This window comes from Agromyces sp. NPDC056389 (assembly GCF_042262385.1).
GTDB lineage: Bacteria > Actinomycetota > Actinomycetes > Actinomycetales > Microbacteriaceae > Agromyces.
This window is the reverse complement of sequence record NZ_JBHJPN010000001.1, coordinates 1,153,166-1,166,828: the sequence shown is the minus strand read 5'-3', so window position 1 is coordinate 1,166,828 and position 13,663 is coordinate 1,153,166. Positions and strand designations below refer to the sequence as shown.

General features: G+C 72.5%; 14 protein-coding genes. 3 read left to right on the top strand and 11 right to left on the bottom strand.

Translation table 11 applies throughout. The features are described from left to right. Positions 1 to 20 precede the first annotated feature (20 nt). From moaC to ACFCVM_RS05400, 3 genes are read right to left on the bottom strand one after another with little or no spacing between them, the layout of a single operon-like run. Positions 21 to 497: a cyclic pyranopterin monophosphate synthase MoaC gene (gene moaC, locus ACFCVM_RS05410; RefSeq protein WP_179550818.1), complete on the bottom strand. Its 477-nt coding sequence runs from the start codon at positions 495 to 497 to the stop codon at positions 21 to 23. Beyond that, the gene (glp, locus tag ACFCVM_RS05405) at positions 490 to 1,791 is read right to left on the bottom strand and encodes a gephyrin-like molybdotransferase Glp (RefSeq protein WP_375834817.1); all 1,302 of its coding nucleotides are present in this window, start codon (positions 1,789 to 1,791) and stop codon (positions 490 to 492) included. Before glp ends, moaC begins: the two co-directional genes overlap by 8 nt. 14 nt (positions 1,792 to 1,805) lie before the next feature. After that, complete coding sequence (locus tag ACFCVM_RS05400) at positions 1,806 to 2,054, bottom strand: MoaD/ThiS family protein (RefSeq protein ID WP_375834814.1); 249 nt, start codon at positions 2,052 to 2,054, stop codon at positions 1,806 to 1,808. Positions 2,055 to 2,169: 115 nt separating this feature from the next. On the opposite strand from ACFCVM_RS05400, the gene ACFCVM_RS05395 reads away from it, so the two are divergent. Together ACFCVM_RS05395 and ACFCVM_RS05390 are read left to right on the top strand one after the other, a co-directional pair. Then, a complete protein-coding gene (locus ACFCVM_RS05395) occupies positions 2,170 to 3,336 on the top strand; it encodes a ThiF family adenylyltransferase (protein WP_375834812.1) in 1,167 nt (388 codons plus the stop codon). 49 nt (positions 3,337 to 3,385) lie between these two features. Continuing rightward, complete coding sequence (locus ACFCVM_RS05390) at positions 3,386 to 3,799, top strand: molybdenum cofactor biosynthesis protein MoaE (RefSeq protein WP_375834809.1); 414 nt, start codon at positions 3,386 to 3,388, stop codon at positions 3,797 to 3,799. A 13-nt stretch (positions 3,800 to 3,812) separates the two neighbouring features. Here ACFCVM_RS05390 and moaA read toward each other — a convergent pair whose 3' ends face one another. The 5 genes from moaA to ACFCVM_RS05365 form a co-directional block, all read right to left on the bottom strand. Further along, positions 3,813 to 4,856: a GTP 3',8-cyclase MoaA gene (gene moaA, locus ACFCVM_RS05385; RefSeq protein WP_375836661.1), complete on the bottom strand. Its 1,044-nt coding sequence runs from the start codon at positions 4,854 to 4,856 to the stop codon at positions 3,813 to 3,815. Between the two features lie 90 nt (positions 4,857 to 4,946). Next, complete coding sequence (locus ACFCVM_RS05380; protein ID WP_375834806.1) at positions 4,947 to 6,071, bottom strand: sulfate/molybdate ABC transporter ATP-binding protein; 1,125 nt, start codon at positions 6,069 to 6,071, stop codon at positions 4,947 to 4,949. Continuing rightward, complete coding sequence (locus ACFCVM_RS05375) at positions 6,068 to 6,904, bottom strand: ABC transporter permease (RefSeq protein ID WP_375836660.1); 837 nt, start codon at positions 6,902 to 6,904, stop codon at positions 6,068 to 6,070. The genes ACFCVM_RS05380 and ACFCVM_RS05375 overlap by 4 nt, the downstream gene beginning before the upstream one ends. Positions 6,905 to 6,927: 23 nt before the next feature. Continuing rightward, positions 6,928 to 7,749 carry a molybdate ABC transporter substrate-binding protein gene (modA, locus tag ACFCVM_RS05370; protein WP_375834804.1) on the bottom strand — a complete coding sequence of 274 codons (822 nt, stop codon included), beginning with the start codon at positions 7,747 to 7,749 and terminating at the stop codon, positions 6,928 to 6,930. Then, positions 7,746 to 8,153 carry a molybdopterin-binding protein gene (locus tag ACFCVM_RS05365; protein ID WP_375834801.1) on the bottom strand — a complete coding sequence of 136 codons (408 nt, stop codon included), beginning with the start codon at positions 8,151 to 8,153 and terminating at the stop codon, positions 7,746 to 7,748. Before ACFCVM_RS05365 ends, modA begins: the two co-directional genes overlap by 4 nt. A 144-nt stretch (positions 8,154 to 8,297) precedes the next feature. Here ACFCVM_RS05365 and ACFCVM_RS05360 point away from each other — a divergent pair, with 144 nt between their 5' ends. Beyond that, positions 8,298 to 8,828 (top strand): nucleoside deaminase, encoded by a 531-nt coding sequence (locus ACFCVM_RS05360; RefSeq protein ID WP_375834798.1) that lies wholly within the window; start codon positions 8,298 to 8,300, stop codon positions 8,826 to 8,828. 7 nt (positions 8,829 to 8,835) lie between these two features. Here the strand turns inward: ACFCVM_RS05360 and xdhC are convergent, their stop codons facing one another. Genes xdhC through ACFCVM_RS05345 form a run of 3 tightly spaced genes read right to left on the bottom strand, consistent with a single transcriptional unit; the run spans position 8,836 to position 13,522 of the window. Then, positions 8,836 to 9,672 carry a xanthine dehydrogenase accessory protein XdhC gene (gene xdhC / locus ACFCVM_RS05355; RefSeq protein WP_375834796.1) on the bottom strand — a complete coding sequence of 279 codons (837 nt, stop codon included), beginning with the start codon at positions 9,670 to 9,672 and terminating at the stop codon, positions 8,836 to 8,838. A gap of 14 nt (positions 9,673 to 9,686) precedes the next feature. Then, a complete protein-coding gene (xdhB, locus tag ACFCVM_RS05350; RefSeq protein ID WP_375834793.1) occupies positions 9,687 to 12,089 on the bottom strand; it encodes a xanthine dehydrogenase molybdopterin binding subunit in 2,403 nt (800 codons plus the stop codon). Further along, positions 12,086 to 13,522 carry a xanthine dehydrogenase small subunit gene (locus tag ACFCVM_RS05345; RefSeq protein ID WP_375834790.1) on the bottom strand — a complete coding sequence of 479 codons (1,437 nt, stop codon included), beginning with the start codon at positions 13,520 to 13,522 and terminating at the stop codon, positions 12,086 to 12,088. The genes xdhB and ACFCVM_RS05345 overlap by 4 nt, the downstream gene beginning before the upstream one ends. Positions 13,523 to 13,663: the final 141 nt, after the last annotated feature.

The following is a 13,663-nucleotide window of genomic DNA, read 5'->3' as shown; positions in this document are numbered from 1 at the left end:
GGCCGGGTTCGTTCGCGGGGTCACTCGCGCGACCAGTCGCCGCTCTTGCCGCCCGCCTTCGCGAGCACCATCACGTCGGTGACGACCGCGCGGTTGTCGACGGCCTTGATCATGTCGTAGAGCGTGAGCGCCGAGACGGTCGCGGCCGTCAGCGCCTCCATCTCGACGCCCGTCACGCCCTTCGTGGTCACGGTGGCGACGATGCGCACGCGGTCGCCGTCGGGCGTGATGTCGACGTCGAGCTTCGTGAGCGGCAGCGGGTGGCAGAGGGGGATGAGCGTGGAGGTCTGCTTGGCCGCCATGATGCCGGCGATGCGCGCGGTGCCGATCGCCTCGCCCTTCGGCAGGCTGCCGTCGGCGATGGCGTCGACCACGTCGATCCGCGTGACGAGCACGGCCTGCGCGCTCGCGGTGCGCCGGGTCACGGCCTTGTCGGTGACGTCGACCATGTGCGCGGAGCCGTCTCCGCGCAGATGGGTCAGGCGTGGTTCAGTCATCGATCCTCCAGATGTCGACGTGGGCGCCGGCGGGCAGTTCGCCGACGCCCACGGGCAGATGCACGAGCACGGTGGCGTTCGCGTAGGCGTGCAGCAGGTGGGAGCTCGGCGCCCCGACCTCGACGTCGCCGTCGCCGTCGAGCACGCCGCGGCGCACCTGGTGCTTGTCGAGCGGTGAACTCACGTCGTGCGCGAGCCGCAGCCGTGCGCGCGGCCGGTCGGGCGTGAGTCCCGCGAACGCCCTGAGCACCGGTCGCAGGAACAGCTCGAACGAGACGAGGGCGCTCACGGGGTTGCCGGGGAACGCCACGACCGGCAGGGCGACGTCGTCGCCGCCGGGTCGGGTGACGTGGGCGAGGCCGAAGCCCTGCGGCCCGCCCGGCTGCAGGGCGACCTTCGTGAATCCGACACCCAGCGGGGCGAGGGCCTCGCGCACGACCTCGAACGCACCTTCGCTCACCCCGCCCGTCGTCACCACGAGATCGACGAGACCGGCGGATGACGCGATGGCGGCGACGAGCGTCGAGGTGTCGTCTGGTGCGACGGCCTCGCGCACGCGCGCGCCGCTCTCGCGGAGCGCGGCTGCGAGCATCGTCGTGTTGGCGTCGTGGATCTGGCCCGATTCGAGCCGCTCGCCCGGTGCGCGGAGCTCGTGCCCCGTCGAGACCAGCAGCACCGAGACCGGCCGGCGAACGGCGACGGTCGTCACCCCGGCCGCGGCCAGTGCGCCGAGTTGCGCGGGGCCGAGGCGGATGCCGGCGGGCAGGAGCCGCTCGCCGCGGGCCACGTCGGTGCCGACGCCGCGGACGAACGCGCCGGGCCGAGGCGGTCGGTCGAAGGCGACGGAGGTGCCGGCCGCCGCGTCTCGCCGATCGGCGCCGAGATCGGGGAAGCGGGGCGGGTCGGCGGCCTCGATCGGCACGACGGCGTCTGCACCGAGGGGGATGGGCGCCCCGGTCATGACGGGTGAGGCCGTGCCGGGAGCGTGGCGCCCCATCGGGTCTCCGGCGGCGCTCGTCGGGCCCACCGGCAGCGAGACCGGTGCGCCGGGGCGAGCTCCCGCGAGGTCGGCCGAGCGCACCGCGTACCCGTCCATCTGCGAGTTCGCGAAGGCCGGCAGGTCCATGGGGGAGTCGACGGCGACCCCGAGCACTCGCCCGAGTGCCGACGAGCCGGGATCGGCGCGGCCGTCGAGCACCGCCACGTGCTCGAACCCGGCGGGATCGTCGAGCGCGGCCCGGACCGGGGCGAGGAGTTCATGCACCGCGTGCTGGTGTTCGGCGAAGGTCCGCATCGTGCGCCTCGGGGTCAACCGCCGGCGAACGGCGGCAGGATGTCCACCTGCGCAGCGACCGGGTGATCGGCGTCACGACGCACGGTGCCGTCGACGAGGAAGGATCCGGAGGCGAGCACCTTGGCCATCGGCGAACCGTGGCGTTCGACGAGCAGCGCGCCGAGCGAGCCGAGCGTCGCGGCGTCGCCGATCTCGAGCCGCTCCTCGTCGAGACCGGCCGCTTCGGCGGCGGCCGCGAAGTACCGCACGGTCACGATCGTCATGCTCACGATGCTACCGGCAGCGGCGCCGCCGCGGTCGGGATGTCGGCCGCCTCGTCGGCCGGGGCAGTGCTCGGAGCCCCGGCCGCTTCGGGCTCCGCTGCGTACAATGGCGGTCATGCATCCGCTCGTCGAGCCCGGCCCGCCGCTGACGGCCGAGCGCATCGCACGATTCAGCCGGCAGCTCATGCTGCCGGGCTTCGGCGAGATCGCCCAGCGCCGCCTCGCCGCGGCCCGAGTGCTCGTCGTGGGGGCCGGCGGGCTCGGCAGCGTCGTGGTGCCCTCGCTCGCGGGCGCCGGTGTCGGCACGATCGGCATCGCCGACGACGACGTCGTCGAACTCTCGAACCTGCACCGGCAGACGAGCCACGGCGTCGCCGACCTCGGCAGGCCGAAGGTCGACTCGCTCGCGGAGACGGTCGCTGCGATCGACCCCGACTGCCGCGTGGTGCGCCACCGCGCGCGCCTCTCCGCCGCCGACCTGCGCGAGGTGCTCGCCGGCTACGATCTCGTCGTCGACGGCAGCGACAACTTCCCGACGCGCTACCTCGTGAACGATGCCGCCTCGCTCGCGCGCCTGCCGCTCGTCTGGGGCGCGATCCTGCGCTTCCACGGTCAGGTCGGCACCGCGTGGCACGCGCACGGTCCCGGATACCGCGACCTGTTCCCCGTGCCGCCCTCGCCCGACGAGGTGCTCTCGTGCGAGGCGGGCGGCGTGCTGCCGAGTCTCTGCGCGACGGTCGGCGGGCTCATGGCCACCGAGGTCGTGAAGCTCATCACCGGTGTCGGCGAGCCGCTCATCGGCCGGGTGACGACGATCGACGCCCTCTCGGGGCGGTCGCGCGAGATCGCCTACACGGCGATCGCCGACGCACCCGAGATCACGACGCTCGTGGACTACGAGGAATTCTGCGGGCTGCGCACCGCGGGGCGGCCGACGGATGCCGCGTTCGACGCAGCCGCTCCGGCCGTGACCGCCGTGACGGCGGCGGGCCTGCTCGAACGCCTCCGCGAGGGCGGCGCGCTCACCCTGCTCGACGTGCGCGAGCCCGCGGAGGCCGAGCTCGGGCGCATCCGCGACAGCGTGCTCGTGCCGCTCGCCGAGCTCGCCGGCGGCGCGGGGCCGACTCCCGGATCAGGGCCGGTCGTCGTCTACTGCGAGCACGACCTGCGCTCGCGACGTGCCGCCCGACTGCTCCGCGAACGCGGCCTGACCGAGGTCGAGTACCTGGCCGGCGGCATCACGAGCTTCGCCGCGGTGGCCGGCGATCTCGTGCAGCGATGAGCCGCGGCATCCGTCACCCGTCAACCGGAGCATCGAGGAACCAACGCGCATGAACGAACCACTCGCCCTCGTCACGCTCGAGCCGATCGACGAACGCGCGGTGCGCTCCGCCGTCGAGGCCGACACGAGCGGAGCCGTCGTCGTGTTCCTCGGCGTCGTGCGCGACCACGACGGCGGTCGCGGCGTGCTCGCCCTCGACTACCGCGCGCACCCCGAGGCCGAGCGGTTCCTGGCCGAGTGCGTGAACGAGATCGCGGTCGAGACCGGCATCGCCGTGGCGGCGGCGCACCGCGTGGGGGAGCTGCGCATCGGCGACGTGGCCCTGTGCGCCGCGGCATCCGCTGCGCACCGCGCCGAGGCGTTCGACGCGTGCGAACGCCTCGTCGAGCTCGTCAAGCAGCGGGTCCCGATCTGGAAGCGGCAGCACTTCGTCGACGGCATCTCGGAGTGGGTCGGGCTCTGAACCCTGCGGGCGATCACCCGCCGATGTACGACATCTCGATCTTCGGGCGTGCCCCGCGCAGTTCGGGCGTGAGGCCCGCTCGCACCTCGGAGTAGCGGTCGTCGCGTCGGCCCCAGATGGCGCCCATCGCGGCAGCGAGCTCGTCGTCGTCGATGCCGCCGCGCAGGAGCGCCCGCAGGTCGTGGCCCTCCGAGGCGAAGAGACAGGTGAAGAGGCGGCCGTCGGTCGAGATGCGGGCGCGATTGCAGGTGCCGCAGAACGCCTGCGTGACGCTCGAGATGACGCCGATCTCGCCGCCGCCGTCTCGGTAGCGCCAGCGCATCGCCGTCTCTCCGGGCACGAGTTCGCCCACCGGCTCGAGCGGCAGCTCGCGGTGGATCTGCTCGACGATCTCGGCCGAGGGCACGACCTCGTCGAGGCTCCAGCCGTTCGAGGTGCCGACGTCCATGTACTCGATGAACCGCAGGCTGAACGGCGTGCCGTGGAAGTGCCGGGCCATCGGCAGCACCTCGTGGTCGTTCATGCCGCGCTTGACGACCATGTTGACCTTGATCGGACCGAGCCCGGCCGCTCGGGCGGCCTCCATGCCATCGAGCACCTTCGCGATCGGGAAGCCGACGTCGTTCATCGCCCGGAACACGTCGTCATCGAGGGAGTCGAGCGAGACGGTGACCCTGGTGAGGCCGGCGGCCTTCAGAGCTGCGGCCTTCACCGCGAGCGCGGCGCCGTTCGTGGTGAGGGCGATCTCGAGTGGGCGGCCGTCGGGCGTGCGGAGTTCGGCGAGACGTGCGATGAGGTCTTCGATGCCGCGTCGGAGCAGCGGTTCACCGCCCGTGAGCCGGAGCTTCTCGACGCCGTGCGCCGCCGCGATGCGCGCGAGTCGGGTGATCTCGTCGAAGTCGAGCATCTCGTCGCGCTCGAGGAAGGCGTAGTCGCGGCCGAACACGGCCTTCGGCATGCAGTAGACGCAGCGGAAGTTGCAGCGATCGGTGACCGAGATGCGGAGGTCGCGGAGCGGGCGGCCTCGGCGGTCGGAGAGCCGGCCCGTCGCGGGCAGGCGTCGCGCACCGATGCCCGCGCCGCCATTGGAACGGGGCGGATCGACCGATGATCTCGACGTCACGGGAGCACCCCCTGTTCGTGGCGTCTACCGTAGCACCGCGGCGGGCAGCGACCGCACCGAGACCTCCGTCGCCGGAATCGTGAACCCGAGCCTCGCGCCGGTGCTCAGGTCGAGCGAGACCGCGGCGGCCGAGGGCACGTCGACGAAGAGCCGGGGGTGCTCCGCGATGCCGATGCGCACACCGCCGGGAACCGGCTGCAGCACGGCGACGGTGCCGGTCCAGCCGTTGACGGATGCCGCGGGCTCGCCCTGCGCGATCGCGGCGACGTGCACCGCACCTGGGCCGAACACCGCAGAGACGCTGGTGCCAGGAGCCGGTGGCTCGCCCGCTGCGCGGAGCACGGGGCCGGCGCCGTTGCCCGGGATGATGTCCCCGTCGGCATCGACCACCCCGATCACGAGGTTCACTCCCGCGAGCGCCGCGACGAACGGGCTCGCCGGGTGACCGAGCACCTCGGCCGTCGCGCCCTGCTGCACGATGCGCCCGTCGTGCAGGATCGCGGCGCGATCGGCGAGCACGATCGCGTCGAGCGGATCGTGCGTCACGAGCAGGATGGGGATCGGCGCGGGCCACGGGTGCTCGGCGATGAGCGCTCGCATCTCTGGGCCGGACTCCACGTCGAGGGCGGTGAAGGGCTCGTCGAGCAGGAGCACCTCGGGGCGTGCCGCGAGCGTGCGGGCGAGGGCGACGCGCTGCCGCTGGCCGCCCGAGAGCGCGAGCGGGCGCCGTGACGCCAGCTCCGCCAACCCGACTCGCGCGAGCCAGCGTCTCGCCGTCTCCCGCGACGCCGACGCGCCCATGCCCTGGGCCCGCGGGCCGAAGGCGACGTTGTCGAGCGCGCTCAGGTGCGGGAAGAGAAGCGGCTCCTGGCCGAGCAGGCCCACCCGCCGGCCCTCGGGGCCGACGTGGCGTCGCGGTCGCCCCGGCTCCGCGGAGCCGAGCTCGCGCCCGGCGAGGTGCACCGCGCCGCGGTCGACGACGAGAGTGCCTGCGATGGTCTGCAGCAGCGTGGTCTTGCCCGAGCCGTTCGGGCCGAGCACCGCGAGGGTCTCGCCCGGAGCGACGCGCAGCGAGACGTCGAGCGCGAAGTCGCCGCGTCGGGTCGTGACGTCGGCCACGAGGCCCTCGGATGCCGCTCCGCCGCTCACCTCGCGGCATCCTCGCGCCAGCCGCGCATCACGAGCAGCACCGCGACGGCGACGCAGATGAGCATGAGCGAGAGGGCGATCGCGATGTCTTCGCTGACCCCGGCCCCGTTGAACGCCGTGTAGATCGCGAGCGGCATGGTGCGAGTCGTGCCCGCCGCGTTGCCGGCGAAGAGCGCGGTCGCGCCGAACTCCCCGAGCGCTCGGGCGAAGCACAGCACGGTTCCCGCGAGGAGCCCCGGACCGACGAGCGGCAGGGTGATGCGCCGGAAGACCGTCGACCGGCTCGCTCCGAGCCCCGCGGCGACCACCTCGTACCGCGTGCCGGCGGTGCGCAGCGCCCCTTCGACCGAGATCACGAGGAACGGCAGCGCGACGAACGCCTGCGCGATCACCACGGCGGCGGTCGTGAACGGCACCCGGATGCCGGCGACGTCGAGCACGCCGCCGAGCAGGCCGTTCCGGCCGAGCAGTGCCAGCAATGCGATGCCCCCGACGAGCGGCGGCAGCACGAGCGGCAGCGTCGCGAGCGTACGGAGCACTGCGGCGACGCCGCGCGAACTGCGGGCGATGACGACGGCGAGCGGCACCCCGAGCACGATGCACACGATGGTCGCGATGCTCGCCGTCGAGAGCGAGAGGGCGAGTGCATCGAGTGCGGCGGGGGAGGCGACCGCGGCCGGCACCCCCGCCCAGTCGAGACGCACGAGCAGGGCGACGAGCGGAAGCACGAGGAGCGCGGCGCCGAGCGCGGCTGGAAGGAGGAGCCACGAGGGGAACCCAGCGCCGACGTCGTTCCGAGCACGCGCTCGCGGTGCTCGGGGTGCCTGCGCGATGCGACGGGCGGCGTCGGCCGTCGTCACGGGCTCCCGAATCCGTACGAGGCGAGTACGGCTGCCCCCTCCGGCGAGTGCACGAACTCGACGAATGCGCGTGCCGCCGCAGGATTGACCGCGCCGGCGAGCTCGGCGATCGGGTAGACGTTCGTCGCGGCATCCGCGCCCTCGATCGGGACGCCGTCCACCTCGCCCGCCGACGCCGCGATGTCGGTGACGTAGACGAGCCCGGCGTCGGCCTCGCCGGAACGCACCTTCGTGAGCACCGCGCTCACGTTCTGCTCTTCGCTCGCGGGGGTCAGTGCGACCCCGGCGAGCTCGAGGAGCTTCGCCGCCGCGGTGCCGCAGGGCACCTCGGGCGCGCAGACCACGACGAGCGGGTGAGCGGATGCCTCGTCGCCGAGGTCGTCGAGGCCGTCGATGTCGAGCGGGTTGCCGGGCTGCACCGCGATCTCGAGCACGTTCGTCGCGAAGGCCTCCGGTTCGCCGCCGAGGAGGTCGGCTTCGTCGAGCTTCGCCAGGTTCCGTTCGTCGGCGGAGGCGAACACGTCGGCCACTGCGCCCTCGATGAGCTGCGTGGTGAGGGTGGCCGAGCCGTCGTAGGTGATCGGTGCGACGTCGAGGTCGGGGTTCCGGGTCTCGAACTCGGCGGCGAGTTCGTCGAAGGCGGCCGTGAGCGATGCGGCGGCGAAGATCGTGAGCGTTCCGCTCAGACCTCCCTCGGGCGCGTTGGGTGAGGGGGAGTCGGTGGCCTCGCCGCCGCCCGAGCCCTGAGCCGCGCAGCCTCCGAGAGTGAGGGCGACGATCGCCGCCGACGCCGCGATGAGCGGGAGCCGCCGGGTCATGCGCGGCCGTCGTTCTCGGTCTCGAGGGCGACCATCGTCGCCTTGACGACCGCGACCGCCTTCGAGCCGACCTCGAGGCGCAACTCCCGTGCCGCCTCGGCCGACATGAGGGAGACCACCCGGTGCGGCCCGCACTGCAGTTCGACCTGGGCCATGAGGCCCTCGATCTCGACGCGGGTGACGAGGCCGACGAAGCGGTTGCGGGCGCTCCGCTGCACCGCGCTGGTGTCGTGCACGGTCGCGGCGATCGCGACGGCCCGTGCCGCGAGGTCGTCGCCGGCGACCACTTGCCGGCCCGCGGCATCCTTCTCGGCTCGCAGCAACCCGTCGTGCACCCACCTGCGGATCGTGTCATCGCTCACGCCGACGAGCGATGCCGCCTCACTGATCCGATACTGCGTCATGAATTGGACGATACTTCCGCAGACGCGGATTCACAACCGGAATCCTGCCGCTTCGACGTTCGCATCCGGAGCGGGTGCGTAGGTCCTGGACTCCCCGGCTGTTAGCCTCGAACCGCTCACGCGAGACAGCGAGGACGGAGCGACATGGACCAGTTCGATGCATCTCCGCCCCGGCGCCCCTCGGACTCCGAGGCCGCACAGCTCGTCGCCGACCACCTCGACCGTGCCGTCGACCTCGCCACCGAGAACGTGCGGAAGGGTGGCGGTCCGTTCGGGGCCATCGTGGTCGCGGCCGACGGGCGGCTCTTCGAGGGCGTCAACCGGGTCACCGCGAACCTCGACCCCACGGCGCACGCCGAGGTCACGGCCATCCGGGCGGCGTGCCAGGGAGTCGGCAGCTTCGAGCTCAGCGGCGCCACGCTCTACTCGAGCTGCGAGCCGTGCCCCATGTGCCTCGCCGCTGCGCTGTGGGCGCGGATCGATCGCGTCTACTTCGCCGCGGATCGTAACGACGCCGCGGATGCCGGGTTCGACGATGCGATGTTCTACCGCTACTTCGACGACGGGCCCGAGGCACGCGAGGTGATGCCGGTCGCGAACCTCGATCTCGGCGCTGCACGGCGCATCGCCCCGTTCACGGAGTGGCGCCGCACCGCATCGCGGATCGAGTACTGAGCGTCGGTCATCCGTCGTCGCTCGGCCGATCGGGCTGCTCGATGAGCTGGAGGATGCGGGCGGAGACGCTCACCGCGATCGTCGCCGGCGCCTTCCCGGCGACCTCGGGGATGCCGATCGGGGTCTCGACGCGGCCGAGGGCCGCCTCGTCGTGCCCGAGCTCCCGCAGCTGCGTTCGGAACCGCGCCCATTTCGATCGCGAGCCGATGAGCCCGATCGACCCGAGGGCGGGATGACGCAGAGCGGTGTCGACGATCGCGAGATCCTCGACATGGTCGTGCGTCATGATGAGCACGTGCGAGCCCGGCGGGAGCAGCGCGAGGCCGGCTTCGGGCACGGGTTCGTGATGGAGGTGCACCGTGGCGACGGCATCGCCGAGGAGCCCTGAGACGCCGGGTTCGCCGAGTCGTGCAGCTGCGAGCATCTCGGGTCGCGAATCGACGAGGTGGAGTTCGAGCTCCTGACGGCCGAGGATGCGGGCGAGTTCGAGCCCGACGTGACCGACGCCGAACACGGCGACCGACGGCACGACTCGCACCGGTTCCAACAACATGGTGACCTCTCCTCCGCAGCATTGCACGCCGTAGTCCGTCGTCGCCTTGTCGCTGAGCGTCATGGTCAGCAGCTCCGGCTCGGCGGACGCCGATGCGAGCATGGCGCGGGCGCGATCCGTCGCGGTCTGCTCGAGGTTGCCGCCGCCGACCGTGCCGAACACCGTGTCGGGCGAGACGATCATCTTCGCCCCGCCGTTCCGCGGGGCATGCCCGCGCACCACGGCCATCGTCACGAGCACCGCCGGCGTCCGCGCCTCGCGGAGTCGCTGCAGTGCCTCGAGCCAGTCCATCGGCGCCGTCCCGGCTACGCCCCGGTCACGCCGGCGGTGACGAGCCCGGAGTCGCTGTCGTCGTCGCCGGTGGTCGTGGTGGCATCCGCCATCGCCGCTCGTGCCGCCTCGACCGCCCAGTACACCGCCTCGGGCGTCGCCGGCGAGCCGAGTTCGACGCTCCGCCCGGGGGGACCGAACGCGCCGACCGCAGCCCGGATCGCCTCACGGGCACTGAAGGCGAGCATGAGGGGCGGCTCGCCGACGGCCTTCGAGCCGTAGATCGCGCCGTCTTCGCGGGCGTTCTCGAAGAGACGCACGTTGAACTCCTCGGGCATCTCCGAGAAGCTCGGCAGCTTGTACGTGCTCGCCGACTGGGTCAGCAGTCGCCCTCGGCCCGGTCCGTCGGTCTCGTCCCAGCGGAGCTCCTCGAGCGTGAGCCATCCGAGCCCCTGCACGTACCCGCCTTCGATCTGGCCGAGGTCGAGCATGGGCGAGAGCGAGTCGCCGACGTCGTGCACGATGTCGACGCGGCGCACCCGGGCGGCACCCGTGAACCCGTCGACCTCGACCTCGGTCGCGGCGGCGCCGTAGGCGAAGTACTTGAACGGCGAGCCCTGCATCAGGTCGGGGTTCCAGTGCAGGCCTTCGGTGCGGTAGAAGCCGGCCGCCCAGAGCTGCACGCGCTGCAGGTACGCCGCGCCCGCGACCTCGGCGAAGGTGAGGCGCTCGTCGAACCTACCGAGGCCGGTCACGAATCCGCCCTCGAAGCGCACGTCTCGCTCGTCGACGTCGAGGAGCCGTCCGGCGACCGTCGCCATCCGTCCGCGGATCTGCTCGCAGGCGTCCCTCACCGCACCGCCGTTGAGGTCCGAACTCGAGGAGGCAGCGGTCGCCGAGGTGTTCGGCACCTTGTCGGTGCGCGTCGGCGCGAGGCGCACCTGTTCGAGGCGGAGACCCAGCGCCGTCGCCGCGACCTGTAGCATCTTGGTGTGCAGGCCCTGGCCCATCTCGGTGCCGCCGTGGTTGATGAGCACCGAGCCGTCCTTGTAGACGTGCACGAGCGCCCCCGCCTGGTTGAAAGCGGAGAAGTTGAACGAGATGCCGAACTTCACCGGCGTGATCGCGAGGCCGCGCTTCGCCTCGGCGTGCGTCGCGTTGAACGCGGCCACCTCGCCGCGGCGCGCCTCGAGATCGCTCTCGCGGCTGAGCTGGTCCCAGATCGTCCCGAGCCGGTCGGCGTCCTTCACGAGCTGGCCGTACGGCGTGCGCTGGCCCTGCCGGTAGAAGTTCCTCCTCCGGAGGTCGGCCGGCTCGATGCCGAGCACCGGCGCGGCGCGGCCGAGGACGTCCTCGATGAGGAACATCCCCTGCGGCCCGCCGAAGCCGCGGAACGCGGTCTGCGAGGTCTTGTTCGTCTTCGCGATGCGGCCGTGGACGCGCACGTTGGGAATCCAGTAGGCGTTGTCGACGTGGCAGAGGGCACGGCCGAGCACGGGCTCCGAGAGATCGAGGCTCCAGCCGCCGTCGGCGGTGAGGGTGGCGTCGAGCGCCTGGATCAGCCCGTCGGCTGAGAAGCCCGCCTTCCAGGCGAGCTGGAACGGGTGGCGCTTGCCGGTCATGGTGATGTCCTGCGTACGATTCAGCCGCAGGCGCACGGGCCGACCCGTGAGCTTCGCGCCGAGCGCGGCGATCGCGGCGAACCCGTGCGGCTGCATCTCCTTGCCGCCGAACGCACCCCCCATGCGGAGCGACTGCACGGTGACGCGGCTCGCCGGCACGTCGAGCACGTGGGCGACGATCGCCTGCGTCTCCGACGGGTGCTGCGTCGAGCACTGCACGAAGTACTGGCCCTCGGAGTCGAGCACGGCGAGCGATGCCTGCGTCTCGAGGTAGAAGTGCTCCTGGCCGCCGACCTCGCTGACGCCTTCGAAGACGTGCACCGAATCCGCCATCGCCGCTGCGGCATCGCCTCGTGAGACGGTGCGGGCGATGCCCTGATACGAACCTGCGGCGATCGCCTCGGCCACGGTGATGCACGAGCTCAGCCGTTCGTACGTGACGCGCACCGCCGCTGCGCCGAGGCGAGCCGCCTCCTGCGTCTCGCCGAGCACCCAGACGAGCGCGTGACCGGAGTACATCGCCTCGGCGGGGAAGAGCGGTTCGTCGTGCTTGATCCCGGCGTCGTTGAGGCCGGGCACGTCGGCGGCCGTCAGCACGCGCACCACGCCGGGCACGTCGTAGGCGGGGGCGACGTCGACGCTCACCCGGGCGTGCGCCTCGGTCGACTGCACCGGCCACGCGGTGAGCGCGCCGGCCGTCTGCACGGCGAGATCGTCCGTGTACATCGCGGCACCGGTCGCGTGCAGCGCTGCACTCTCGTGGGCGGCGCTGAGGCCGACGACGGGATTGACGGGGCGATCGGCGAGCGAGCTCACACCGGCACCTCCCTCGAAGCGATGAGCGCGGCGCTGTACAGCTTCAGCAGCGCGTTGCCGAGCATGTGCGAGCGGTACTCGTTCGAGGCGCGGTGATCGGAGATCGGAGTGCCCTCTGCCCGCAGCACCCTCGATGCGGCGCGCACGGTCGCGATGTTCCACGGCGCGCCGACGAGCACCGCCTCTGTTGCATGCGCACGCAGCGGGGTGGCCGCCACACCGCCGAGTCCGATGCGCGCTGAGGTGATCACCCCGCCGTCGACGTCGAGGGCGAAGCCGACGGCGACGCTCGAGATGTCGTCGAAGCGCCGTTTCGCGATCTTGTGGAACCCCGCGACACCCGCGAGCGGCAAGGGGATGCGCACGGCACGGATGAGCTCGTCGGCTCGGCGCACCGACTGGCGATAGCCGGTGAAGTACTCGGCGAGTCCCACCTCTCGCTCCCCGTCGATCGAGGCGAGCACGAGCCGGGCGTCGAGCGCGAGGAGCGCCGGGGCGGCATCGCCGATGGGCGACGCGGTGCCGAGGTTGCCGCCGAGCGTCGCGCGGTTGCGGATCAGCCGGGACGCGAACTGCGGAAGGAGCTGTGCGAGGAGCGGCACGCGGCCGTCGAGCCCGCGCTCGACCTCCGACAGCGTGAGTGCCGCGCCGATCTCGATCACGTGGCTGCCGACCGACAGGGTCCGCAGCTCCTCGAGCCGCTCGATCGCGATGACGAGCGGCGGTCGGAGGCCTCGCAGGTTCACCTCGACGCCGAGATCGGTGGACCCCGCGACGAGGAGCGCGTCCGGCTCGTCGCGGAGCATCCCGAGCACGTCGACGAGCGACGCCGGGCGGATGAATCGGCCGCCGCCGGCGCGGACGTCGGTCGCCACGGCGACGGGAGCCGGGCGAGCGCGGCGCGCAGCCAACCCGTCGTCGGCCGCCGGGGAGCCGAGCGAGTAGGCGGCGTCGCGGATCGGACGGTAGCCCGTGCACCGGCAGAGGTTGCCGCTCAGCGAATGCAGCTCGAAGCCGTTGGGGCCGCGCTCCTCGCCGGCGACGGCCGGTGCGCGATCGGAACGGTAGTACTCGTCGGCCATGCTGCACGCGAACCCGGGCGTGCAGTAGCCGCATTGGGACCCGCCCGCCTCGGCGAGCTTCTCCTGCACCGGGTGCAGCGACTCGGGCGACCCGAGGCCCTCTGCGGTGACGATCTCCTGCCCGTTGAGCGCGGCGACGGGCACGAGGCAGGCGTTCACCGCCGTCCACTGCGTGCCGCCCCGGTCGTCGGGTGCGGCGAGCAGCATCGCGCAAGCGCCGCACTCGCCCTCGGCGCAGCCCTCCTTGGCGCCCGACAGGCCGATCTCGCGCAGCCACTCGAGCGCGCTCGTGTGGGCGTCGGCGAGCACGGGGCGTCGCCGACCGTTGACGGTCACGGCGATGTCATCCATGGGCGAACTCCTCCGGGGCGCTGCACTGCGCCCGCCACCGAGTCGCTCACGGCGCCTCGGTGGTTGGATTCTACGCGTCGACCCTGACGGAACGGGGATTCCCGGCCCGTCTCGCGGCGCGGTCATTGCGGCTTCGGCGCC

What these genes read in the sequence shown, in the direction of transcription:
- xdhC (WP_375834796.1), bottom strand. Translation starts at nt 9,672, where the DNA reads ATGGACTGGCTCGAGGCACTGCAGCGACTCCGCGAGGCGCGGACGCCG.
- ACFCVM_RS05395 (WP_375834812.1), top strand. Translation starts at nt 2,170, where the DNA reads ATGCATCCGCTCGTCGAGCCCGGCCCGCCGCTGACGGCCGAGCGCATC.
- glp (WP_375834817.1), bottom strand. Translation starts at nt 1,791, where the DNA reads ATGCGGACCTTCGCCGAACACCAGCACGCGGTGCATGAACTCCTCGCC.
- ACFCVM_RS05390 (WP_375834809.1), top strand. Translation starts at nt 3,386, where the DNA reads ATGAACGAACCACTCGCCCTCGTCACGCTCGAGCCGATCGACGAACGC.
- moaC (WP_179550818.1), bottom strand. Translation starts at nt 497, where the DNA reads ATGACTGAACCACGCCTGACCCATCTGCGCGGAGACGGCTCCGCGCAC.
- ACFCVM_RS05400 (WP_375834814.1), bottom strand. Translation starts at nt 2,054, where the DNA reads ATGACGATCGTGACCGTGCGGTACTTCGCGGCCGCCGCCGAAGCGGCC.
- ACFCVM_RS05360 (WP_375834798.1), top strand. Translation starts at nt 8,298, where the DNA reads ATGGACCAGTTCGATGCATCTCCGCCCCGGCGCCCCTCGGACTCCGAG.
- modA (WP_375834804.1), bottom strand. Translation starts at nt 7,749, where the DNA reads ATGACCCGGCGGCTCCCGCTCATCGCGGCGTCGGCGGCGATCGTCGCC.
- ACFCVM_RS05365 (WP_375834801.1), bottom strand. Translation starts at nt 8,153, where the DNA reads ATGACGCAGTATCGGATCAGTGAGGCGGCATCGCTCGTCGGCGTGAGC.
- ACFCVM_RS05345 (WP_375834790.1), bottom strand. Translation starts at nt 13,522, where the DNA reads ATGGATGACATCGCCGTGACCGTCAACGGTCGGCGACGCCCCGTGCTC.